18 protein-coding genes and 1 pseudogene are annotated in these 22,840 nt (G+C 69.0%); 6 read left to right on the forward strand and 13 right to left on the reverse strand.

Annotated features, from left to right (window positions below; translation table 11 throughout):
• Positions 1-9 precede the first annotated feature (9 nt).
• Complete coding sequence (locus nbrcactino_RS00625; protein WP_161927507.1) at positions 10-1,302, reverse strand: alpha-hydroxy-acid oxidizing protein; 1,293 nt, start codon at positions 1,300-1,302, stop codon at positions 10-12.
• Between the two features lie 83 nt (positions 1,303-1,385).
• Between nbrcactino_RS00625 and nbrcactino_RS00630 the strand changes: the two genes are divergently transcribed.
• Together nbrcactino_RS00630 and nbrcactino_RS00635 are read left to right on the forward strand one after the other, a co-directional pair.
• Positions 1,386-1,976, forward strand: coding sequence for a TetR/AcrR family transcriptional regulator (locus tag nbrcactino_RS00630; RefSeq protein WP_161925608.1), 591 nt, complete (start codon positions 1,386-1,388; stop codon positions 1,974-1,976).
• A 3-nt stretch (positions 1,977-1,979) separates the two neighbouring features.
• Entirely contained in the window at positions 1,980-3,098 is a 1,119-nt protein-coding gene (locus tag nbrcactino_RS00635) for a glycosyltransferase (protein WP_161925609.1), read from the forward strand.
• Here the strand turns inward: nbrcactino_RS00635 and nbrcactino_RS00640 are convergent.
• The 3 genes from nbrcactino_RS00640 to ku all read right to left on the reverse strand — a co-directional run bounded on the left by nbrcactino_RS00640 (position 3,080) and on the right by ku (position 6,029).
• Positions 3,080-3,541 carry a DUF4334 domain-containing protein gene (locus nbrcactino_RS00640; RefSeq protein ID WP_161925610.1) on the reverse strand — a complete coding sequence of 154 codons (462 nt, stop codon included), beginning with the start codon at positions 3,539-3,541 and terminating at the stop codon, positions 3,080-3,082. The genes nbrcactino_RS00635 and nbrcactino_RS00640 overlap by 19 nt on opposite strands.
• Positions 3,534-5,024: a flavin-containing monooxygenase gene (locus tag nbrcactino_RS00645; RefSeq protein ID WP_161925611.1), complete on the reverse strand. Its 1,491-nt coding sequence runs from the start codon at positions 5,022-5,024 to the stop codon at positions 3,534-3,536. Before nbrcactino_RS00645 ends, nbrcactino_RS00640 begins: the two co-directional genes overlap by 8 nt.
• 66 nt (positions 5,025-5,090) lie before the next feature.
• The gene (gene ku / locus nbrcactino_RS00650) at positions 5,091-6,029 is read right to left on the reverse strand and encodes a non-homologous end joining protein Ku (RefSeq protein WP_186343278.1); all 939 of its coding nucleotides are present in this window, start codon (positions 6,027-6,029) and stop codon (positions 5,091-5,093) included.
• A 55-nt stretch (positions 6,030-6,084) separates the two neighbouring features.
• Between ku and nbrcactino_RS00655 the strand changes: the two genes are divergently transcribed.
• From nbrcactino_RS00655 to nbrcactino_RS00665, 3 genes are all read left to right on the forward strand, one after another.
• Positions 6,085-8,490 carry an ATP-dependent DNA ligase gene (locus tag nbrcactino_RS00655; protein WP_161925612.1) on the forward strand — a complete coding sequence of 802 codons (2,406 nt, stop codon included), beginning with the start codon at positions 6,085-6,087 and terminating at the stop codon, positions 8,488-8,490.
• Positions 8,491-8,502: 12 nt separating this feature from the next.
• Positions 8,503-9,240, forward strand: coding sequence for a metallophosphoesterase (locus nbrcactino_RS00660; protein WP_161925613.1), 738 nt, complete (start codon positions 8,503-8,505; stop codon positions 9,238-9,240).
• A 105-nt stretch (positions 9,241-9,345) separates the two neighbouring features.
• The gene (locus nbrcactino_RS00665) at positions 9,346-10,149 is read left to right on the forward strand and encodes a putative endonuclease domain-containing protein (RefSeq protein ID WP_161925614.1); all 804 of its coding nucleotides are present in this window, start codon (positions 9,346-9,348) and stop codon (positions 10,147-10,149) included.
• A 71-nt stretch (positions 10,150-10,220) separates the two neighbouring features.
• Here nbrcactino_RS00665 and nbrcactino_RS00670 read toward each other — a convergent pair whose 3' ends face one another.
• Entirely contained in the window at positions 10,221-11,249 is a 1,029-nt protein-coding gene (locus nbrcactino_RS00670) for a YdcF family protein (protein WP_228460594.1), read from the reverse strand.
• 404 nt (positions 11,250-11,653) lie between these two features.
• Here nbrcactino_RS00670 and nbrcactino_RS00675 point away from each other — a divergent pair.
• Positions 11,654-12,659 (forward strand): annotated as a pseudogene (locus tag nbrcactino_RS00675) (IS481 family transposase).
• Here the strand turns inward: nbrcactino_RS00675 and pntB are convergent.
• From pntB to nadB, 8 genes are all read right to left on the reverse strand, one after another.
• Positions 12,656-14,110, reverse strand: coding sequence for a Re/Si-specific NAD(P)(+) transhydrogenase subunit beta (gene pntB / locus nbrcactino_RS00680; RefSeq protein ID WP_161925615.1), 1,455 nt, complete (start codon positions 14,108-14,110; stop codon positions 12,656-12,658). The pseudogene nbrcactino_RS00675 and the gene pntB overlap by 4 nt on opposite strands.
• Before the next feature lie 2 nt (positions 14,111-14,112).
• A complete protein-coding gene (locus nbrcactino_RS00685; protein ID WP_161925616.1) occupies positions 14,113-15,660 on the reverse strand; it encodes a Re/Si-specific NAD(P)(+) transhydrogenase subunit alpha in 1,548 nt (515 codons plus the stop codon).
• A 286-nt stretch (positions 15,661-15,946) separates the two neighbouring features.
• Positions 15,947-17,365: a PE-PPE domain-containing protein gene (locus nbrcactino_RS00690; protein WP_161925617.1), complete on the reverse strand. Its 1,419-nt coding sequence runs from the start codon at positions 17,363-17,365 to the stop codon at positions 15,947-15,949.
• A 38-nt stretch (positions 17,366-17,403) separates the two neighbouring features.
• A complete protein-coding gene (locus nbrcactino_RS00695) occupies positions 17,404-18,903 on the reverse strand; it encodes an FAD-binding protein (protein WP_161925618.1) in 1,500 nt (499 codons plus the stop codon).
• A 63-nt stretch (positions 18,904-18,966) separates the two neighbouring features.
• A complete protein-coding gene (locus tag nbrcactino_RS00700) occupies positions 18,967-19,923 on the reverse strand; it encodes an alpha/beta hydrolase (protein WP_161925619.1) in 957 nt (318 codons plus the stop codon).
• 65 nt (positions 19,924-19,988) lie between these two features.
• Positions 19,989-20,321 carry a metal-sensitive transcriptional regulator gene (locus nbrcactino_RS00705; protein ID WP_161925620.1) on the reverse strand — a complete coding sequence of 111 codons (333 nt, stop codon included), beginning with the start codon at positions 20,319-20,321 and terminating at the stop codon, positions 19,989-19,991.
• 49 nt (positions 20,322-20,370) lie between these two features.
• Positions 20,371-21,123 carry a hypothetical protein gene (locus nbrcactino_RS00710; protein WP_161925621.1) on the reverse strand — a complete coding sequence of 251 codons (753 nt, stop codon included), beginning with the start codon at positions 21,121-21,123 and terminating at the stop codon, positions 20,371-20,373.
• 71 nt (positions 21,124-21,194) lie between these two features.
• Positions 21,195-22,829 carry an L-aspartate oxidase gene (gene nadB / locus nbrcactino_RS00715; RefSeq protein ID WP_161925622.1) on the reverse strand — a complete coding sequence of 545 codons (1,635 nt, stop codon included), beginning with the start codon at positions 22,827-22,829 and terminating at the stop codon, positions 21,195-21,197.
• Between the last annotated feature and the right edge of the window lie 11 nt (positions 22,830-22,840).

A 22,840-nucleotide genomic window follows, 5' to 3' on the forward strand; every position in this document is an offset into this window, starting at 1 on the left:
GCCCGGGCGTCAGTCCACCTTTTTCAGCGCATCGCGGTCGAGTGCCGCAACGTCGGTGTGCCCGGACAGCCCGAGCGTCAGATCCAGTTCGGCAGCGATGTTGGACATGACCTCGCGCACGCCGTTCTCGCCGTCGAGGGCCAGCCCGTACATGTGCGGCCGGCCGATGCAGGCGGCATCGGCACCCAGCGCCAGCGCCTTGAAAACGTCTGCGCCGGTGCGGATCCCGGAGTCGACGAGGACCTTGAGCCGGCCGTCGACCGCGTCGACGACATCCACCAGCGCGTCGATCGAGCCGATCGAACCGTCGATCTGGCGCCCCCCGTGGTTGGACACGATGATCCCGTCGACGCCGACGTCGACGGCCTGGCGCGCATCGTCGGGGTGCAGGACCCCCTTGAGCACGATCGGCAACGACGTCCGGTCCCGCAACCCCTCGATCTCGGTCCAGGACAGGCTGGGCCGCGAATAGATCTCCAGGAAGGTCTCGACCGCGGCCCGTGGGTGCTTGTCGACGAGGTTGCGCCACCACGCGCCGGGGGCGTTGCGGGCGATTGACACCAGCGTCTTGATCGCGCCGATCGACGGCGTGGGCGACTCGGCCGCCGGGTCGGGGTTGGCCACCTTCTCGTCGACGATCGCACGGAAGCGCGGGTCGCGCGTGTACTGGGCGATGCCCTCGCCGCGCGCGAACGGCAACGAACCGAGATTGAGGTCCTGCGGGCGCCAGCCGAGCATCGTGGTGTCGAGGGTGACGGCCACCGCCGAGGCACCCATCGCCTCGGCCCGGCGCAGAAAGCTGTCGACCAACCCGTCGTCGACCGACCAGTACAGCTGGAACCACCGCGGCGAACCGGGCGCGACGTCGTCCATCGCGGCGCCCACGTCCTCCATCGACGCACTGCCCTGGTTGGACAGGATGTAGGGCAAGCCCAGCGATGCCGCCGCGCGGCCGATCGCGACATCGGCGTTGCGGGTCACGAGTCCGCCCGCACCGACCGGCGACAGCAGCAGCGGCGCCGGGAGCGTCTGGCCGAACAGTGTCGTCGACAGCGAGCGCGACGAGACGTCGCGCAGCACCCGCGGCACGATGGCCCAGCGGTCGAGCGCCCGACGGTTGGCGCGCATGGTCTCGCCCTCGCCGGCCCCGCCGGCGATGTAGGCCCATGCCTTCTCCGACATCGCCGCGTGGGCGCGCCGCTCGAGCTCGGCGTAGTCGGTCGGCACCGCGGGTCGGCCGTCGGCGATCCCCGCTCGGTAGATGACGTTCTGTCGCTCGCGTCCGATTCCCTGTTCCACGATGTCAGCCTATCGGCGCGCACGATATTCACCCCCGCTCCCGCGTCATTGACATGCCGCCCATATTGATGTCAACTTGAAGTGAAATGAAAACGAAGCGGGTCTACACGATGACCGCTCGGGCGCAAGCCACCGATCGCACCCGGGTCGGCATCATCGATGCCGCGGTGCGGTTGGCCAGCATCCGGCTCCTCGCCGACATCTCCTTGGAGGATGTCGCCGCCGAAGCCGGGGTGACCGTGCGAACCGTATTGCGCCACTTCGGCAATCGCAAAGGGCTGATCGAAGCCGCCACCGCGCACGCCCGGGCGCAGGTCGATGACGAGCGGCGGGTACCGGTCGGCGACGTGCGCACCGCCATCACGAACGTCGTCGACCACTACGAGCGCCGCGGCGACGGCGTCGTCCTGATGCTGGCCCAGGAATCGACCGACCCGCAGGTGGCCCGGATCACCGACGGCGGACGCGACCTCCACCGCGACTGGGTCGAGACGACATTCGCCCCGTACCTGCCCGAATCGGGGGCGGCCCGCGCCGAGCTCGTGGACCTGCTCATCGTCAGTACCGATGTCTACACCTGGAAGCTGTTGCGCCGCGACCGCGGCCTCGACCGCAGCGCCACCGAACAACGGATGCTGCGCCTGGTATCCACGTTGGTCCCCCTCACCTCGGAGTAAGTCATGAGCCGAATCCTCTTCCTCACCTGGGACGGTGGCGGAAACCTCCCGCCCGCCGTGGGCGTCGCACACGTGCTGCGCCGCCATGGCCACGACGTCGCCTTTCTCGGGCACCGACGACAAGCCGACTACTTCGCCCGCGAGGGCCTCCGGTTTTCCGCCTATCCCACCGCCCACGACTTCGACGTGGCACACCCCAATGCCCCCTGGGGCGTCCTCAAAGTGTTCACCGACCGCGCCCTGGGCCGCGACGCCGTCGCCCGAGCCGGCGCCGACCCCTGGGATCTCGTCGTTGTCGACTGCTATCTGTTCGGCGCGATGGCCGCACTACGGGAGGCTGGCATCGCCTATGTGACGTTCGAGCACACCTTCGACGGCTACCTGCGATCCGCGGCACACGGCCCGCTGGGCATGATGGTGCGCCTGCGCGGATTGTCGCCACTCGCCCTCATCGATGCCGGCCGCAGCGTGATCACGCCGACCCTGCCCTCGCTGGACGCCGGGCACGCAGCCCACGTCCGACACACCGGCCCGGTGGTCAGCGGCAGCCCCGCGACTCCGGCCGAGCCGACGGTGCTGATCAGCCTGAGCACCGTCGGCTTCTCCGCCCTGACCCGCACCTGGCAACGCGTGCTCGACGCGGTCGCCGACCTGCCCGCCCGGGTCATCATGACCACCGGGCCGTCGCTGGACACCGCTGCGCTGCGCGTCCCCGACGCGGTGGAGGTCCACCCGTGGTTGGCACACTCGGAGGTGATGCCGGAGGTATCGGTGGTCCTCACCCACGGCGGACACGCGACCGCCATGGTGGCCCTGGCCCACGACCTGCCGATGCTGGTGCTGCCCGTCGACGCCAAGACCGATCAGCCGACGATCGGCGCCACGCTGAGCCGCAGCGGAGCCGCCATCACGCTGAGCCGACGATCGCCGGCGTCACGGATCCGCGCCGCCCTGGAAACCCTCCTGGCCGACGGCCCGCACCGCGACGCGGCCGCGCGGCTCGGCGCCGACATCCGTGCCATGCGGGGCGCGGAAACCGCTGCGGCACACCTGGAATCGCTGGCTACTGAGACGGCTCAGTCGCGCCAGGCGACCCAACCGCCTCAGTCTCGGACGAGGTAGAAGTAGAAATGCTTGTCGCGCACGAGTGAGGACTTGCCGTTCATGATGCCCATGAGGGTGTTGTCGTCGATGCGCTTGAAGTGGTCGATCACGGCCTGGCCGTCGTAGACCATCGACGCGGTGACCTCGCCGCGGAACTCGACGTGCCACAGGCTCGCCTCGCCCTTGCCGAGCTCGGCGTTGGAATAGAGCTCGCCGTCGGCGGTGCGGCACACCAGCGGCTGCACCTCGGTCGGCGAGAGGAACGTCTTGCCGTGCCAGCCGACCTGCTCGAGCTGGCCGTCCATCGGGTGTCCGGTGGGCAGCTCGCCGCCGCGCCAGGAACCGAGGATCTCCTCGACCCGCACGGTGGGCAGTCCGGCCCACAACTCGTCGAGCTCTTCGGGGGTGTTGGCCTGTCCGGATTCGATCCGGGCCAGGAGCTGTGCGGCGGCCTCAGGCACTCAGGGTCTCCGATTTCTGCTGTTTCGCGGCGGTCCCGAACACCATCGACTCGGTGATGTCGTAGCGCCGCGCATCGTAGGCGTCGAGCACCAGGTTATGCCGCACCACCCAGGGCTGGGTCTTCGAGGCCTTCGGAATGTTCCCGGCGGCGCGCTGGACGTAACCGGAGTCCAATTCCAGCAGCGGCGAATCCTCCAGGACCTCCCCCTGCGCGGTCGGGTAGGCGTGGGTGTAGCCGTGCTCGCGCATGTGGGCGATGAGCTTGGCGGTGGCCTGCGCGGTGAGGTCGACGCGCAGCGTCCACGACGCATTGGTGTACCCGACCGCCCAGGCCAGGTTCGGCACGTCGTTGAGCATGTATCCGCGGTAGGCGTACTTGTCGCCCGGCTTCTGCTCGGCGCCGTCGATGAAGAGGGCGGCACCGCCCATGGCGACGAGCTCGAGGCCGGTCGCGGTGACGACGATGTCGGCGTCGAGGTGACGGCCCGACTTGAGGTCGATGCCGGTCTCGGTGAACCGCTCGATGTGGTCGGTGACCACCTCGGCCTTGCCGGAGCGGACCGCGGTGTAGAGGTCGCCGGCCGGGATCACGCACAGGCGCTGGTCCCAGGGCTCATAGCGCGGCTTGAAGTGAACGTCGACCGGGTAATCCTTGGGCAGCTGCAGCTTGGCCAAGCGCCGCAGCGTCCGCCGCGACAACTTCGGGAACAGTCGGCAGTACTGGTAGAAGCCGAAGGTGCCGATCGCGTTGCGGACCCGGATGATGTGGTGGGCCGCCTTACTCGGCAGGACCTTGAGCAGGATCTTCGTCATCGGGTCTTCCCACGGCAACGCCAGCATGTAGGTCGGCGAGCGCTGCAGCATGGTGATTCTCTCGACGTCGGGGGCCATCGACGGGATCAGGGTCACCGCGGTGGCCCCGGAACCGATCACGACGACCTTCTTGCCGGCGTAGTCGAGGTCCTCGGGCCAGAACTGCGGGTGGACCACCTGGCCGCCGAACTTCTCGATCTCGGGGAGCTGCGGTTCGTAGCCGTGGTCGTAGCGGTAGTAGCCCGCGCAGACGTAGAGGAAGCGGGTGACGTAGACGCGGGCCTTCCCGTCGACCTCGGTGGTGACCGTCCACAGGTCGGTGGTGGTGTCGAAGTCCGCGGAGACGACCTTGACGCCGAAGTCGATGTGCTCGTCGATGCCGAAATGCGCCGCCGCGTCCTCGAGGTACTGGCGGATCTCGTGGCCCAGGGCGACGGTCTTCGTGCCCTTCCACGGGTACCAGGGGAAGCTCAGCGTGAAGATGTCGGAGTCGCTGCGGACACCGGGGTAGCGGAACAGGTCCCAGGTGCCGCCAATCTGGTCGCGCTGCTCGACGATCTTGTACGTCAGGTCCGGGTTGCGCTCGGTCAACCGGTAGGCGCTGTCGATGCCGGACAGACCGGCGCCGACGATCAGGACGTCAAGGACATCGGTGGCGGTGGCGGGCATGATGACTCCTCGGTCGGGGTGGGCCGATCATTGGTTGATGTGACAATACCTATTGTCATACTAGCGTCAGCTGGCTGCCTTTTTCGCGGCCTTCTTCGCCGGCGCTTTCTTCGCAGCGGCCTTCTTGGCCGACGCCTTCTTGGCGGGCGTCTTCTTGGCGGGCGTCTTCTTGGCGGGAGCAGTCGTGGCGGGAGCCTTGTCCGTGGTTTTCGCCGACCCCGACGATCCGCCGGCGCGGTCCTTGACCGACGCCCGCAGCGCGGCCAGCAGATCGGCGACCTCGCCGTCGTCGTCGGAAGCGGGCACCGCCTCCTCCGGGAACGCCGTCGTCCCACCCGCCTTCGACTCGATCAGCTTGCCGAGTTCCTCGGTGTAGGTGTCGCTGTACTCGTCGGGGTCGAAGTCGGCGGCCATGGTCTCGATCAGCGACTTGGCCATCTCGAGTTCCTGGTCGCGGACCTCGACATCGGAGCCGAGGAAATCGAAGTCGGGCTTGCGCACCTCGTCGGGCCACAGCAGCGTCTGCAGGGTCATCACCCCGTCGACGACGCGCAGCGCGGCCAGCCGCGTCCGGTTGCGCAGCGTGAAATTGGCGATGGCCAGCCGGTCGGTGGTCTCCAACGCCTTGGCCAACAGCACGTAGGCCTTCGGCGACTTCGACGACGGCTCCAAGTAATACGGCTTGTCGAAGTAGACCGGATCGACCTGCTCGGCCGGAACGAACTCCAGAATCGAGATCTCCGGGCTGCGGGTGACGGGCAGACTCGCCAGGTCCTCCTTGGTGAGGATGACCCTCTCGCCCTCGTCGGTCTCATAGGCGTTGGCGATGTTGGCGAACTCGACCTCGTCGTCGGTCCCCTCGCGCACCCGCTTGTAGCGGATGCGGGTGCCGTCCTTGGCGTCGACCTGGTGGGACTTGCGGTCGTGGCTCTCCGTCGCCGAGTACACCTTGACGGGCACGTTGACCAGGCCAAAGCTCAGATCGCCATTCCAGATCGAGCGCATGGCCCCAATTGTGCCATTGTGCGCGCGAGAGCGACGGGGTTGCCAGAATGGAGTCATGAGCAGCGGCGGAGTCATCGACGTCGACGGCCGCGCCATCAGCGTGACCAACCTGGACAAGGTCCTCTACCCGGCGACCGGGACGCGCAAGTTCGAGGTCATCGACTATTACACGCGTGTCGCGGAGTCCATGCTGCCGCACCTGCGCGATCGGATCGTCACGCGCAAACGCTGGCCGTCCGGGGTCGACGCGGCACCGTTCTTCGAGAAGAACCTCCCCGCGGGCAGCCCAGACTGGCTCGACCGCCACACCGTCGGGCACAGCCAGCGGGCCATCGTCTACCCGGTGGTCAACAGCCGCGCTGCCCTGGTCTGGATGGCGCAGATGGCCGCGCTCGAACTCCACGTCCCGCAGTGGCGGATTCCCGACGACGGGCCCGAGAAGGCCAACCGGATCATCTTCGACCTCGACCCCGGGCCCGATGTGCCGCTCACGCAATGCGCACAGGTCGCGCTGCTCATCCGCGACGTGCTCGCCGACGCCGGGTTGACCTGCTGGCCGGTCACCAGCGGCGGCAAGGGCATCCACGTCTACGCCCGCATCGACCCGCCGGTGACGCCCCGCTCGGCGCGCACCGTCGCCCACGAGCTGGCCGACGGATTGGCCGCCGCGCACCCGGAGTCGATCACCGCGTCGATGACCAAGTCGGTGCGCGATTCCCGCGTCTTCCTGGACTGGAGTCAGAACAGCGGGTCGAAGACGACGCTGGCGCCGTATTCGTTGCGCGGCCGGGAGCGCCCCTGGGTCGCCGCGCCGCGCACCTGGGCCGAGCTCGCCGACGCCGGCCTGCGCCAACTGACCTTCGACGAGGTGCTCGAACGGGTCGACACCGACGGTGACCTACTCGCCGGGCTGGACGGCGGTCTCGTCGTCGGCGAAGTGGACGGCGGTGCCGTCGTCGGCGCGGTAGACGCCGGGGCCCCCGCGCCGGTGGTCAACCTCGGCGAGTACCGCCGCAAGCGCAACCCCGGCAAGACCCCGGAACCGGGGGTGGCCCCCGACCCCGTCGTCGACGAGGCCGACGCCGAGGAGGCCGACGCCGACGCCCCGCGGCCCGGTCCGGTATTCGTCATCCAGGAGCACCGGGCCCGCCGGCTGCACTACGACTTCCGACTCGAACACGACGGCGTCCTGGTCAGCTGGGCGGTGCCCAAAAACCTGCCCGACGACCCGACGCAGAACCGCCTGGCCATCCGAACCGAGGACCACCCGCTGGACTACGCGACGTTCGCCGGCGACATCCCGCGGGGCGAATACGGCGGCGGGCACGTGGAGATCTGGGACACCGGCACCTTCACCGTCGAGAAGTGGCGCGACGACGAGATCATCGTCGTACTGCGCGGCGAGCGCGTCCAGGGCCGGTATGTCCTCATCCGGACCGGTGGTGACCGGCGTGGGGGAAATCGGGCCGAGGGCGACAAGAACTGGCTCGTGCACCTGATGGCCGACGAGCCGCGGCCGCTGCTGCCCGACTCGCTGCGCGACCCGCGGCCCATGCTGGCCACCGACGAGGGGATCGAGCACCTCGACGACACGTGGGCGTTCGAGGGCAAATGGGACGGGTACCGGTTGATCGTCCGCTACGTCGACGGTCGGCTCCGCCTGACGTCGCGGTCCGGGATCGACATGACCGCGGATTTCCCCGAGCTGACCGAGATCGCCGACGACCTGGGCATGCTCGACGTCGTCCTCGACGGGGAGGTGGTCGCGCTCGACTCGTCGGGACGGACGAACTTCACGCTGTTGTCGTCGCGGCGCAACACCGACGAGCCGTATCAGCTCAAGCTCTTCCTGTTCGACCTGCTCGCGCTCGGCGGCAAATCCCTGCTCACCACCCCGTGGGAGGCGCGTCGCAGTCTCCTCGAGGAACTCGGGCCGCTGTTCCGCCGGTCGCGCCACGTGGAGATCCCACCGCTGCTGCCCGGCCCGGGGGCCGCGGCCGTCGCGGCGAGCCGCGATCGGGGTTACGAGGGCGTCGTCGCCAAGCGGCGCAGTTCGACCTACCAGCAGGGTCGTCGGGCCAAGACCTGGCTCAAGCACAAGAACTGGTCCGACATCGAAGTCGTCGTGGGCGGTTGGCGGCCCGGCCGCGGGTCGCGTGCGAACACAATCGGCTCGCTGTTGGTGGGACTGCCCGAGACGACCGGCCTGCGCTATGTCGGCCGGGTGGGTACCGGATTCACCGATGCGGCACTGAAATCCCTTGCGGCAGAACTGAAACCGTTGAAAATCAGTCGGAGCCCGTTCCTCGACGAGATCGACGCCCCGGTGGCCTCCAGCGCCACCTGGGTGCTACCGAAAATCGTCGGCGAAGTGCAGTTCCTAGACTGGACATCGACCGGGCATCTCCGCCATCCCAGTTGGCGGGGAATTCGACGCGACAAGCTGCCCGGAGATTTGTAGAAGGGGCAGCCGATGTTCGTCATCGCCCAACTGTCCGACTTGCATGTCAACGGGACGCACCACAACCGCGCGCGCATCGAAGCGGCCTTCGGGTACATCAACTCGCGCGCCGACGGAATCGACGCTCTCCTGGTCACCGGCGACCTGACCGACCACGCCAGCCCCGACGAGATGCTCGAGGCCCGCAAGCTCATCACCAGCCCGCTGCCGACGCTGATCACCATCGGCAACCACGACGCCCGACCGTCGTTCAACACCGTCTTCCGGCCCGAGGTCGAACCGACGTCCCCGGTGAACGAGGCGCTGACCATCGGCGACGTGACGCTGCTGTCGGTGGACAGTTCGCTGCCCGGCGAGCGGCGCGGCTTCCTCGACGACGAGACCCTCGCCTGGCTCGATGCCCAACTCGCCACTGCCGCCGACCGGGTGGTGATCGCGTTCCACCACCCGCCGGTGACGCTCGGCATGCCGATGATGGACTCGATCATGCAGTCGAGTCCGGAGCGCTTGGGGGCCGTCGTCGACGCCCATCCGAAGATTGTTGCGCTGGTCTGCGGTCACGCCCACTCCGGCGCCGTCACCACCTTCCGCGGGCGCCCGCTGTGTCTGGCCCCCGGGGTCTCCTCGACGCTGAACCTCCCGTTCGAGGGCAGCGGCGTGATCAACCGCGGACAGCCGGCGGGCGTCGCCTTCCACCTGATCGACGACGACGGCCGCGTGATCACCCACTTCCGCGCCATCCCCGACTGAGAAAGTCACCGTGCCGACCGGCAAAGGGAACATCTCCCTTCGTCGGTAGGGGAGTTTTCTCAGCAGCCCGGGAGCCAAACCACCGTCCGCTGCGTCTAAGCAGGTATGAGCGGAGTCTTCACACGCGATCAATTGCAGCGGTTAGGCCACGACGACGCGGTGATCCGCCGGGAGGTTCGCCTCGGCCATCTGACCCGGATCCGCGATGGTTGGTTCGCCACACCGACCGCCGAGCAGCAGGTCGTCGAGGCCGTCCGCCGGGGCGGGGCGCTGAGCTGCGCATCGGCACTCAAGCGCGCCGGCTTCTGGGTACCTCCCGGCTACGGCGGCGCGCACGTCCGGGCGCGCCGCCATCTTCCCGGCTACTGCCGGTTCCACGGTCGCGCCCGCCCGGTTCACGACGCGGTCGATCCGGTCGGCATGGCATTGGCCTACGCCGCCAAGTGCATGGCCGACGAAGACTTCCTGGTCGTCGCCGATTCCGTGCTGAACAAGAACAGACTCACGGTCGACGACCTGCGCTGCGACCTCACCGGGCTCATCGACGCCAAGACGAGCCGCCTGCTCGACAAATGTGATCCGAGGTCGCAGTCGGGAACTGAGACCCTGGCCCGGGTTCGGCTCCGCGCCCGCGGCTACCGGGTCCGAGTTCAGCCGCGCCGACCCAGCGGCGGACACGCCGACCTCGGCGTCGGCCGCCTGATCATCGAGTGCGACAGCAGAGAGCACCACGAGGTCGACGAGATTCAGTACGAGAAGGACCGCCTCCAAGACCGCAAGTCCCTGCTGGCCCGCCGCCCGACCATCCGCCTCACCTACGCAATGGTGCTGCACAAGTGGGACGACGTCCTGGCCGACATCGCCGAGTTCGTCCGGGCCGACCGCCATCGCGACCGTCGCGCCTGCTGAGAACGCTCCCCTACCGACCCACAAAGGGAGTATTTCCCCCGGCCCATCACCTCGGGGCCATTCTCAGCAGCTCAGGGCTTCGGCGCCTGACCCTGGCCCGACGAGCCGGCCTTCATGAGTTCTTTGAGGAGCTTGTCGGCCAGATCGCCGATGAGCCCCGGACCGGTGTCGGGCAACATGTCGGCCGCCCCCTTGGTGACTGGGATCTTGGCCGCCTGCGTGGCCTCGTAACGGATGCCGGCAATGCTCGACCCGGTCAGCGGCTTGGCGTAGCGGCTGAGTTCGGTGGGCGTGGTGACGGTCGCCGCGACCCGGGTGCCGGCGCCGGCGAAGTCCGCGGCGCCGCGGCGGATGTGGTTCGGCGAGGTGATCAGCACGACCTGCGAGATGCCCCGGGCCCGCAGCAGCTCGGTGGTGTTTTGCGCGTTGGAGATGGTCGAGGTCGATTTGTCCTCGGTGGTGATCCGCGACGCGGACACCCCTCGGCCGACGAGCCACTTCTGCATCGCCGCCGCCTCGGTGATCCCCTTCTTGGGCACGCCGCCGGTCACGAAGATCGGCGTCGACGGCGAGGCCTGCGCCTGGGCCAACCCGGCCTCGAGGCGCTTGACCAGCTCCGGCGCCATCGACCCGTTCGGCCGCAGGCCGTAGCCGAGGATGACGATCGCCGAACCCGCCGGGGCGCTGACCGGCGAAGTCGACGGCACGATCGCGGCGGCGGCGGTCACTCCCTCGACCAGGCCGCGCGCCTGCGAGGCCGCGGTCGGCCGCACCATCGTGAGGCGCTGCAACGCTCCGTCGCGGGTCGTCGCGTCGCCCTCCTGGTCGGCCCAGATCGCCTGGAGCGCCAGGGCGTCGGGATCATTCGCGGTGATCGCGAGCATGCTCTTGAGATCGGCCAGTCCGCCGGCGACATCACGCGCGGCGAACTTCTTCTGGGCGTTGTTGTACAGGCCCATCGGCTCGACCGCGTCGGCGGTGTGGACGATCGACGGCGATCCGTTGGGGAGCGTGCCCAGCGCCGCACCGCCCGCGGCGGCCAACCCGACGGCCACCAGACCGACCCCGAGGCGCCGTTTCACATTAGTCACATGAGTCACACGCGTAACAGTAGCGACGGCTGGCTACGCCGGAGGTTCGGCACGGTATCGGTACGGCAACAGCCGAGCACGCGCGTCGGTGCGCTCCTCTTCCCGAGCCGGGGTCACCACTGCGGATCGTCCGCGAACGGATCCGGGGCCGCCGCGGCGCGCGCCTCGCCCTCTTCAGTCAGGTCGAACCAGAACTCAAAGGAGTTCTGCACCGAATCAGGGTGGTGACCGAGCAAGTCGCCAATCCTCTGGATCGCAGTGCCAGTGTCACAATCCCACGGGGTGAAGTCATCGTAGGGCACCGCAATCGGCTAGATGTACTTCCCCGACACGTTGTGAACATCTGAGGTGAGGCGAAAACCTCCGGGCAGGATGTGGGTTACCACAACCACCATCTAGCCACGGAGGTCTTCGTGACTCACGCTAACGCACCTTTGACGCCCGAGGGGCGTCGACGTCTTGCTTCACTCGTGGTGGACCAGGGCTGGTCACTGCGGCGCGCTGCCGAACGGTTCCAGTGTTCACCGGCCCACAGCCAAGCGGTGGGCCGACCGCTACCGCGCCGGCCAGGTGCTGACCGACCGCAGTTCCCGGCCCACACGTTCACCGGCCCGGCTGCCCCGCCGCACCGAGCGCCGGATCATCAACCTGCGCTGCACCCGCCGGTGGGGCCCGCATCGGATCGCCTATCACCTGGGTATCCCGCGTTCGACGGTCGGCCGGGTCCTCGACCGCTATCAGATGCCGCTGCTGGCCAATATCGACCAGGCCACCGGACTGCCGGTACGCAGACCGAAACCGAAACGGTACGAGGTCGGCCGGCCCGGCCAGCTCGTGCACGTCGACATCAAGAAACAAGGCCGAATCCCCGACGGCGGCGGCTGGCGTGTGCATGGTCGCGGATCAGCCGCCGACCGTACCGCCGGTGTGGCCCGCGACCGGGCAGCACGCTCGGGAGCACCGGGCTCGCGTGGCTACCGCTACCTACACCACGCCGTCGATGACCACTCCCGGGTGGCGTACTCGGAGATCCTTGATGACGAACGCAAGGAGACCGCGGCCGGCTTCTGGCGGCGGGCGAACGCGTTCTTCGCCGAGCACGGCGTGAGGGTGACCGCAGTGATGACCGACAACGGCGCCTGCTACCGCTCAACGATGTTCGCCCAAGCACTGGCCGACGCCGGGATCAAACACAAGAAGACCAAGCCCTACCGGCCACAAACGAACGGGAAGGTCGAACGCTTCAACCGGACCCTGGCCGCCGAATGGGCCTACGCGAAACCCTATGCCAGCGAAGCCGAACGAGAAGCCGCCTACACCGCATGGCTCCACCACTACAATCACCACCGACCCCACACCGGGATCGGCGGCCAAGTCCCCTCAGACCGCGTACACAACCTCACGGGGAAGTACAGCTAGAGCGCGGCGATGATGTCCTCGACGCGGTCCTTGGCGTCACCGAAGAGCATCTGCGTGTTGTCCCGGAAGAACAGCGGGTTCTGAACACCGGCGTAACCGGCGGCCATCGACCGCTTGAACACGATGACGTCGCGGGCATTCCAGACCTCGAGCACCGGCATGCCGGCGATCGGCGAGCTCGGATCCTCGGCCGCGGCCGGGTTCACGGTGTCATTGGCACCGATCACCAGCACGACGTCGGTGTCGGCGAGGTCGTCGTTGATCTCGTCGAGCTCCAACACGATGTCGTAGGGCACCTTGGCCTCGGCGAGCAACACGTTCATGTGGCCCGGCAGACGACCCGCGACGGGGTGGATGCCGAACCGGACGTCGATGCCCTTGGCGCGCAACTTGGCCGTGAGGTCGGCGACCGGGTACTGGGCCTGCGCCACCGCCATGCCGTAGCCGGGGGTGATGACCACCGACGACGCGCCGGACAGCAGCTCGGCCACCGCGTCGGCCTGGACCTCGCGGTGCTCGCCGTAGTCGGTGTCGTCGGCCGGCCCGGCCTCGATCCCGAAGCCGCCGGCGATGACGGAGATGAACGAGCGGTTCATCGCCTTGCACATGATGTAGCTCAGGTAGGCACCGGAGGAGCCGACCAGCGCACCGGTCACGATCAGCAGATCGTTGTTGAGCAAGAAGCCCGACGCGGCCGCGGCCCAACCGGAGTACGAGTTGAGCATCGAGATCACGACCGGCATGTCGCCGCCGCCGATCGAGGCGACCAGGTGCCAGCCGAGGAACAGCGCCAGCGCGGTGAGGACGCCGAGCAGAATCAGCGACGTGGTGTCGTTGTGGGTGTCTCGCGCGACGTAGAAGCCGGTCAGGACGGCGAAACCGACGAGCGACCCGAGGTTGATGACGTTCTTGCCGGGCAGCATCAGCGGCGCCGACTTCATCTTCGCCGACAGCTTCAGGTAGGCGACGATCGAGCCGGTGAAGGTGACCGCACCGATGAAGATGCCGATCGCGACCTCGGCCTCGTGGACGTTGGTCATGGTCCGCAGGTCGACCGCGGACGCCTCGCCGTGGTAGCCGCCGAGGGCGCCGTTCCACCCGATCAGGACCGCCGCGATACCCACGAAGGAGTGCAGCAGCGCGATGAGCTCGGGCATGCCGGTCATCTCGACCCGGCGCGCCTTCCACAACCCGATCAGGGCGCCGATGACAACGGCCACGGCCATCAGTGCGATCAGGATCCACTGGAGGTTGGTGTCGTCGAAGTCGAAGACCGTGCGCAGCACCAGCGCGATCGTCGCGATGAGCGCGATCGCCATGCCGACGATGCCGTAGGTCAAACCGCTGCGGGAGGTCTCATGCTTGGACAGCCCGGCCAGCGAGAGGATGAAGAGCAGTGCGGCGATGATGTACGCCGCGGTGGTGATGGCGGGAATGATGCCGATCGTCATCGTCAGGCCCCCTTGCTGAACATGGCGAGCATGCGACGCGTCACCGCGAAGCCGCCGAAGACGTTGATGGAGGCGACCAGGATCGCGATCGCCGACAGCACTCGGATCGTGGTGGCGTTGCTGGCCGCTTCGCCGACGGCGATCTGCAGCAGCGCACCGACGATCACGACGCCGGAAATGGCATTGGTCACCGACATCAGCGGCGTGTGCAGCGCGTGCGCCACATTGCCGATGACGTAGTAGCCGATGACGATGGCCAGCATGAGCACGGTGAAGTGCTGCGGCAGCGGCTGCGGCGAGACCGCGATCAGCGCACCGAACGCGAGGATGCCGGTCAGCGCGAGCGCGACCTTCTTGGCCGGGGACATCGGCGCCTTGGGCTCGACCACCGGAACGTCGGCGACCGCAGCCGCCTTCGGCGCCGCCGAGACCTGGACCGGGGGCGGCGGCCACATGCCCTCACCGTCGCGGACGACGGTGATACCGCGTTGCACCACGTCGTCCATGTCCAGGGTCAGCTCGCCGTCCTTGCCGGGGGTGAGCAGCTTGAGCAGGTTGACGATGTTGGTGCCGTACAGCTGCGAGGTCTGCGCGGCCAGCCGGCCGGCGAGGTCGGTGTACCCGAGGATCGTGACACCGTTGTCGGTGACGACCTTCTCGTCGGTGACGGTGCCCGCGGCGTTGCCGCCGTTGGCCGCGGCCATGTCGACGATGACCGAGCCCGGGCGCATCGCGGCGACCGTTTCCTCGCTGAGGAGCTTGGGCGCCGGGCGCCCGGGGATCAGCGCGGTGGTGATGACGATGTCGGCGGCGCGGGCCTCCTCGTCGTACATCGACGCGGTGGCGGCCTCCTGCTCGGCGGTCATCTCCTTGGCGTAGCCGTCCTCGGACTTCTCCGCCTCGAAGTCGACGTTGACGAACTCCGCGCCCATCGACTCGACCTGCTCGGCCACCTCGGGCCGCACGTCGAAGGCGCGCACGATGGCGCCCATGGCCGACGCGGCGCCGATGGCCGCGAGGCCGGCGACACCGGCACCGACGACGAAGACGCGGGCCGGCGGGATCTTGCCGGCCGCGGTGACCTGCCCGGTGAACATGCGGCCGAACTCGTGGGCGGCCTCGACGACGGCGCGGTAGCCGGCGACGTTGGCCATCGACGAGAGGACGTCCATCGACTGCGCTCGCGAGATGCGGGGCACGGCATCCATCGCCAGCGCGGTGACGCCGGCCTGCTGCAGCTTCTCCAACAGCTCGGGATTGCGCGCGGGTGCCATCATCGAGATGAGGACGGCGCCGCGGCGCATCTTGGCGATCTCGTCATCCGACGGGGCGTTGACCTTGACGACGACGTCGGCGGCCCAGGCCTCCTCGGCCGAGCCGATGCGGGCGCCCGCCTCGGTGAAGGCCGCGTCGGACAGCTCGGCCAACCGGCCGGCGCCGGATTCGACGATCACCTCGTAGCCCAGCTGCTCGAGCTGGCCCACGGTCTTGGCGGTGGCCGCGACGAGGGTCTCGCCCGACTTCGATTCTCGGGGGACTCCGATCAGCATGTCATTGCCTCTCCGGTCGCCTCACGCACGACTCCGACACTCATGTGTTGCTTCCTTCGCTGACTTCGTTGTCATTTCGGCGTCCCCCGGCCCGCACATCCACCAACGGCGTGTGGTGATGACCGGCCGCGCTTTACCGCAGTCGGCCTTCGATTGCCAGGTGACACGCTGCGTGGAGTCCGCAGACTGCCACGTGGGTCACAAACTGACAGAAACATAGCACGCGGGCATGCATGCACCAGCAGGCGGTTGGGTACCTCACATTAGGGTTGCCAAACCTGTTCCGTCAGTGCGAACCGGCCCCCGCGGCGGCTGACGGTGCTTGCGGCGCGGATCCGCCCGTTTGCGGCGAAGGCGACGATTCGGGCGCGGCCCGCCCCGACCGCGGTGCCGCCCAAGGAGTCGCCCCGGGGCCCCACGAGGCCTGGGGGTGCGGCGTGGCGGCCGGTGACTGTGGTTGCTCCCACGGCGGCGTCTGCGCCTGTGGCTGCTGCCACGGCGGCGTCTGCGCCTGCCGCGACTCCCACGACGGGGTGCGGGATGCCCAGTGCGGCGTCGTCCGGGCCGGCGCCGCATCTGCGGCACTGGACCGCCGAGCCGTCGGGTCCGTCGGTGCTGCGCTGGCCGCGGCGGCCGGTCCCGTGGCAGCGGCGAGTGTCGTCGTCGGGGTCGTTGCCGTCACCCCGGCGGGGGTCGAGCTGGTCCCCGGCGTTCCGACCACGTCGGGATCGGTCACCGGCATCGACCACCCCAGGGCGCGGTACAGCGAGGCCTGAATGGCGCGCGGGGTGGGCACCTCGTAGCCGAACACCGTGTCGGGTTGCCCGGGCATCTGGCGCGGGATGAGCACGTTGAGCACGTCGTCGACCTCACGGGGCACCGGCACCCCGAGGTCGCGCAGCATCATCCCCCACGGGTTTCCGCCGTCGAGAACCACGAAAGTGGTGTTGCCCGAGGTGAACTCGTCGACCTGGGTGAAGGTGCCGGCGTCGTCGTACATGTTGCCGTGGACGTAGAAGCCGGGCAGGAAGTAGAAGGCCCAACTGATCGGGTGGACCAACGGGTTGGCCATCCCGCAGGTCGTGTCCCCGACGACGCAGATCGAGGTGACCGGGATGTCGCCGGTGCCGGCGGTGTCGCGCTCGCCGTTGGTGTAGAGCCCGGGGATGATGCTGGGCATCACCACTTCCGCGCCGGTGTTCGGGAACCGGGGGTCGGCGCCGACGATGACGCTCAGCCTGCCGTCGTTGCCGGGGTCGGCCTGGTGCAGCAGGTAGGCCGCGCTCATCACCGGGGTGGCGCTTTGCGAGAAGCCGTTGAGGACGACGCGATCGCCGTTGGCCAGCCGGGGTTCGGCCGCGGCCACCAGGTTCGCCGTCCCGGCCACCGCCGATTCGTTATAGGTGGCGTCGCCGACGAAGGGGACCAGCACGCCGAGCAGCCGGATGCCGAAGGCGGCCGGGTAGTCCACCACGACGACGCGCCCGTTCGCGACGGTCGCGTCGTCGAACCACCCGACGCCGACCGTCCGGCCGATCTGGTCGGCACCGTCGCGGTCGCCGGTGCCGGGGAGCAGCAGGATCGTCGAGCCGGTGGTGTCCGGAATGAACGCCGGACGCTGCGCCTGCGCCGGCCCGGCCCCGAGCAGTGCCACCCCGACGACTGCCGCCGCTCCGGCCGCCAACCATTGACTACGCCTTCTCACATGCGGAGTGTAGCGTCGCGAACCGACAATGAGGGTCGTTACGCCTCGACAGCGGCAGCAGCGGAGACGGCGGCGTGCCGACCGGCCCGCCGACCGAAATACGAACCCTCGCCGAGCTGCGTGCCGCTGGCGTAGCCCTTGCCGTCCTGGGCGAGGTTCGCCGCACAGGCACCGGCCGCGTACAGGCCGGCGATCGGCGCCCCGGACTCGTCGAGGACCTCGCCGTCGACGCTGGTCGCCATCCCGCCGATGGTGAAGCCGGCATACATCGCCTTGCCCAGCGACATGTCGAAGGCCGCCCACGGGCCGGTGTCCTGCGGCGCGAGGAACTCTTCGCCCTTGTGGAAGTCGGGGTCCTCGCCCTTGGCCGCGTACTCGTTGTAGCGATTCAGCGTTGCCACCAGGTTCCCGGTGGGGATGCCGAGGTCCTTCTCCATCTCCTCCACGGTCTCCCAGCCGTCGATGAACGGGCACAGCGGCACCTCGGGGCGCTTCATGTGCGCCTCGTCGACGATGAGGAAGGCCGCCGAGTCCGGCTGGTCCATGACGAATCCCGACGTGCGCGAGTGGTAGCTGTCCTCGGTCACGAACCGTTGGCCATCCTTGTTCACGATGATCCCGGTCAGCAGGATCGACGGCGGGTACACCGGCGCGGTGACGAAGGCGGAGTCCATGTGTTTGAGCGCCGCACCCACCGACGCCCCCATGCGGATACCCAGCCCGTCGTCGTAGGTGCTGCCCAGGACGAAGGGCTTCTCCGCCATCTGCGGGACGTGCTCGGCGACCATCTCGGGGTTCATCACGAAGCCCCCGGCGGAGATGACGACGGCACGGGCGCGAATGTATCCCTCCCCGTCGGTGGTCTTCCAGCGCACGCCGACGACCGCCGGACCCTGCGGACCCGTTTCCACGACGAGGTTGCGCGCCCCGGTCTCATACCGGACTTCGACGCCGAGCCGCTCGAGTTCGGCCTGCAGCAGGTCGATCACCATCGAGGCCCCACCGGTGTCGCCCGGCTTGGGCACCTTGTGGCCGCGCGGGGCCGGCTTGGCCATGTTCTTGAACGGCCAGACCTTCTCGTTGCCGGTGAACATCAGCCCCTCGGTGTTGGGCTGGATCACCGCCTTGCCCGGGAAGTAGGACCGTTCGAACTTCAGGCCCAGGTCCTCGAGCCAGTTGAAGTGCTCGACGCTGTCGGCGCAGTAGGCCTGGATCTTCTCCGGCTCCGGATCCCGGGACACCGCGGTGATGTACTTGGCCATCTCTTCGGCCGAGTCCTCGTGGCCGGTGGCCGTCTGCACGGCGGTCCCGCCGCCGAGGTAGAAGTGCCCGCCGGCCATCCGCGTCGTACCGCCGGCGTCGGCGCCCCGTTCCAACACCAGCACCTTCGCGCCGGCCCGGGCGGCATCGACGGCGGCACACCCGCCGCCGATCCCGAAGCCGACGATCAGCACGTCGACGTCGTCGGTGTAGTCGGTGATGTCGCCGGCGTCGATGACGGCCGGCAGGGTGGTGCCCTTGGCCTCCGCGATAGTCATGACGACATGCTAACGCAAGAACTAGAACACGTTTCAGTTTAGTTTCAGTTCGTGGACCGCACCTCAGGCGATGACCCGGCGGATGAACTCGTCGGCGGCTTCCTCGAGCTGCGCCAGCCCCGGGTCCTCGAGTGGGAGGTGACCGGCGTTCTCGAGGTCGACGACGTCGACCGAGACCTTGCGGATGGGGGCGAGCACCGGCCCGCTGAGCTCGCGCGGGGTCCACCGGTCCTGCGCCGGTTGGGTGAGCAACACCGGGCAGGCGTCGAAGTCGGCCGGCTCCACCGCCGGGGCGTAATTCATATACGACGAGAGGAAGTCCATCGACATCCAGTTCGCCGCCGACGACCGGTCGCGCTTGAGGAGCTTCATCGCCGCCGGTTCGTTGACCAGCGTCGACAACTTGGAGGCGAGCGACATCGGATAGCGGATCCGACCCAACGGGGTGCGGACGGCCAGCCCCATGGCCGGCACCCCGACGCGGGAGGTCAGCTTGTCGTGGGCCGTCTCGTCGCGGACGTGTTGCACCCGCTGGTCCAGGAAGGTCATGCCGATGATGCCGCGCACCGCGCCCCGCGGCGCGGCGGCCGCGACGTGATAGGTGAGCATGCCCCCGGCGGAGAGCCCGTAGAGCACGATGGGCCGATCGTCGCGGGCCTGTTCCGCGGCGATCAGGTCGAGTACGAGCTCGACCCAGTCGCCGTAGTCGTAGCGGGTGCCGGGGGCCACGTCGGTCAGGCCGTAGCCGAGGTTGTCCACCGCGACGACCTCCCAGCCGCGCCGCGCGAGCGGGCCGCCGAGGATGAGCGACATCTGCCGGCCGTTGGTGCCGACGCCGTGGTGGGCGATGACCTTGGCCGGGGCGGACGGGTTACGGAAGGTGTCGAGGTGGACGTCGTGGCCGCGCCACTCCCAGAACTCCTCGGCGGGGGCGGTCGCGTCGGTGAAGCGTAGCCGCGGCGGCAGGAACTCCTGCAACTGCTGCCATTCGGGTTGGTCGCGGTACAGCCCTCGTGCCATGGGTGAACCTTCCTCGAGGGGGTTTCACCCAACCTTACCCACGAGTCAGTTCGCGATGACAGACCCTATTTCACGAAACGGGAGATAGCGGCCATCGCCTCGTCGATCTTCGCCTGCGCCTCGTCGCCGCCCTTGGCTGCGGCGTCGACCACGCAGTGGTTCATGTGATCGGTCAGCAGTTCCAGGCTGACCGATTGCAGCGCTTTGGTCATCGCGGAGACTTGGGTGAGGATGTCGATGCAGTAGGCGTCCTCGTCGACCATGCGCTGCAATCCGCGCGCCTGGCCCTCGATCCGCCGCAGGCGCTTCAGATAGGCGTCCTTGGCGGCGATATAGCCGTGCTGATGGTCGCTGTTGCCGCACTGACAGTCGGACGCGACCGCGGGCTGCTCGGCCATCGCCCCTCCTCTACCGTTGGGGATATACCCCCCTATGGTATCGCGGGAGTCAGCTGCTGCGGTGGCGAACGGCCTGCGCCAGGTTCTCGATGGCCGCTGCCAGCTCCTGCAGAGCCGTCGCGACGGCATCGTCGGTATCGATCCCGGCCGCCGGTGCCGCCGCGTGGGCCGCCCGCGAGGGTGCGGGTGGCTGCGGTGCGACGGGGGGCTGCTGGGGGGCAGGCTGTTGCGCGGCCTGCGGGGCTGCGGGCTGCTGGGCGACAGGCTGCTGGGCGACAGGCTGTTGGGCGACCTGCGGCGCAGCGGCGGATTGGGTGACCCGCTCGTGGGTGTCCAGGGTGCGCGACGGTCCGGTGGACACGTCGACGTCGAGCGGCTCGTCGTCACGCGCAGCCGTGCGGCTCGGCGCCACCGTCGGGTCACCGGGCCGGCGATCGGTCTCGATCCCGCCGCTCGGCATCCGCACGTCGGGTGCATCGATCGAGCGGGTCGGCTGGGCCGGGCCGCCGGGCGCGCCGTAGTAGTGCATCCCGCCGTGGCCGGCGAACAACAGGCACGGGGTTCCAGCCCGACTGTGCATCGGGCAGGGCTCGCGGTCGACGAGGCGATGGGCGGCGCGATCGTTCCACGTCAACCAGACACGACGGTCCGACCGGGGTCGCATGCTCGCGTCGGTGGCGTGCTCGCCCTCGTGGCCGTCGGAGAGACGACAGGTCAGCAGCCACTCACCGTCGGAAGCGAGGCCCAGGGCGCGCCGCTCCGACTCCGTGCAGATAGCCGTCGACCAGCACGCACCCGTCATCACAATCACCTTTCATCCCGACGCCGGCAGTCTCGGCTCGGGGGAACTACCCGAGAGTACGTGCTGAGGGGCTAGAGAGCGAGACCCGAAAACGCATAAATATCGTCGCCGGTCGCCACCGGCCCGTCGTCGGGGTCGAGGGTGAAGGCGGCCGAACGGGCTTGCGCCGCATCGGTGTCGGGATAGTCGAGCCGACCGTGTGCCCCACGAGACTCGGTGCGCGCCAACGCCGCCGCGCACACCGCGGACGCGACGAGCGTCAACGCGGCGTCCTCGAAGTCGGCCCGGCCGGCCATCGACGTCACCGGCGCCGCGCGCAACGCGGCCGCAACCTCCCGCAGCCCCGCGTCGGTCCGACGCAGCGCCACGTGATGGCTCATCAGGTTCTGCAGTTCGTTGCGCGGGAGTACCGGCAGTGCGGGATCCTCCGTGGGCTCCTCATTGTCGAGGGGTTCGACGGCCGCCCCGGATCTTGCGAGCCGGACGGCCTCGTCGGCGGCGCGCGACCCCATGACCAATCCCTCCAACAGCGAGTTGGAGGCGAGCCGGTTGGCGCCGTGCAGCCCAGTGCGGGCCGACTCCCCGGCGGCGAGCAGTCCGGGCACGGTCGTCGCGCCGGACTCGTCGGTGACGATGCCGCCGCAAAGATAGTGGGCACCCGGTACCACCGGGATCAACCCGCCGGAGATGTCGACGCCGGCCGCGGCGATTCCGGCACTCACCGTCGGGAACCGGGTGTCGAAGTCGGCCATCGCGGAGATGTCGAGGTACACGCACGCGGCGCCGGTCCGCTCGATGGCGGCCTCGACCGCCCGGGCCACGACGTCGCGCGGAGCCAAGTCGCCCATCGGGTGGACACCCTTGGTCACCGAGTCGCCGTTGGCGTCGACGAGTCGGGCGCCTTCGCCGCGCAGTGCCTCGCTGACCAGTGATCGGCGGCCACGGGCCCCGTCGACGTAGAGCATCGTCGGGTGGAACTGGATGAACTCGAGGTCGGCAACCGCGGCACCGGCGCGCAGGGCCAGCGCGATGCCGTCCCCAGTGGCGCCGCCCGGGTTGGTCGTCGCGGAGTAGAGATGGCCGGCGCCCCCGGTCGCGAGCAGCACCGTCGGGGCGGCGATGACCCCGGCCTCCCGGTGGTCGCCGTCCTCGACGAGGTAGGAGACGCCGGCCACCACCCCGTCAACCCGCCGGATCGAGGTCGCCATCGCGTGGTTGATGCAGGTCAGATCCAGTCCGCCGGCCATCGCCTCGGTGGTGGCCCGCTCCAGACTCCGCTGGACCTGCGCCCCCGTCGCGTCGCCGCCGGCGTGGATGATCCGCCGGACACTGTGCCCGCCCTCGCGGGTGCGCAGCAGCGCGCCAGCGGCATCTCTGTCGAACTGCGCCCCGTCGGCGATCAGCGCGGTCACCGCATCCCAGCCGTCGGCGACAATCGCCTCGGTTGGGTGGGACGCGACGAGCCCGGCACCGGCGGCGAGCGTATCGGCGACGTGCAGGCCGATGGAGTCCTCGGGATTGTCCGGCGCGACGACGGCGATACCGCCCTGCGCGTAGAACGTCGACGTGCTGCGCTCAACCGGCCCGGAGTCGGCCCCCGTGCCCTTGTTGAGCACGACGACGCGCAGACCGGCGCGCGCGGCCCGCAGCGCGGCGGTCAAACCGGCCACCCCGGCTCCGACGACGACGAGGTCGGCACTGCGCATGGTCGACTCCT

It is taken from the genome of Gordonia crocea, assembly GCF_009932435.1.
Lineage (GTDB): Bacteria > Actinomycetota > Actinomycetes > Mycobacteriales > Mycobacteriaceae > Gordonia > Gordonia crocea.

Bases quoted from the DNA above. Each gene is read 5' to 3' on its own strand.
- nbrcactino_RS00630 (WP_161925608.1), top strand. From the start codon at position 1,386: ATGAAAACGAAGCGGGTCTACACGATGACCGCTCGGGCGCAAGCCACC.
- nbrcactino_RS00635 (WP_161925609.1), top strand. From the start codon at position 1,980: ATGAGCCGAATCCTCTTCCTCACCTGGGACGGTGGCGGAAACCTCCCG.
- nbrcactino_RS00645 (WP_161925611.1), bottom strand. From the start codon at position 5,024: ATGCCCGCCACCGCCACCGATGTCCTTGACGTCCTGATCGTCGGCGCC.
- ku (WP_186343278.1), bottom strand. From the start codon at position 6,029: ATGCGCTCGATCTGGAATGGCGATCTGAGCTTTGGCCTGGTCAACGTG.
- nbrcactino_RS00655 (WP_161925612.1), top strand. From the start codon at position 6,085: ATGAGCAGCGGCGGAGTCATCGACGTCGACGGCCGCGCCATCAGCGTG.
- nbrcactino_RS00660 (WP_161925613.1), top strand. From the start codon at position 8,503: ATGTTCGTCATCGCCCAACTGTCCGACTTGCATGTCAACGGGACGCAC.
- nbrcactino_RS00665 (WP_161925614.1), top strand. From the start codon at position 9,346: ATGAGCGGAGTCTTCACACGCGATCAATTGCAGCGGTTAGGCCACGAC.
- pntB (WP_161925615.1), bottom strand. From the start codon at position 14,110: ATGACGATCGGCATCATTCCCGCCATCACCACCGCGGCGTACATCATC.
- nbrcactino_RS00685 (WP_161925616.1), bottom strand. From the start codon at position 15,660: ATGCTGATCGGAGTCCCCCGAGAATCGAAGTCGGGCGAGACCCTCGTC.
- nbrcactino_RS00695 (WP_161925618.1), bottom strand. From the start codon at position 18,903: ATGACTATCGCGGAGGCCAAGGGCACCACCCTGCCGGCCGTCATCGAC.
- nbrcactino_RS00700 (WP_161925619.1), bottom strand. From the start codon at position 19,923: ATGGCACGAGGGCTGTACCGCGACCAACCCGAATGGCAGCAGTTGCAG.
- nbrcactino_RS00705 (WP_161925620.1), bottom strand. From the start codon at position 20,321: ATGGCCGAGCAGCCCGCGGTCGCGTCCGACTGTCAGTGCGGCAACAGC.
- nbrcactino_RS00710 (WP_161925621.1), bottom strand. From the start codon at position 21,123: ATGACGGGTGCGTGCTGGTCGACGGCTATCTGCACGGAGTCGGAGCGG.
- nadB (WP_161925622.1), bottom strand. From the start codon at position 22,829: ATGCGCAGTGCCGACCTCGTCGTCGTCGGAGCCGGGGTGGCCGGTTTG.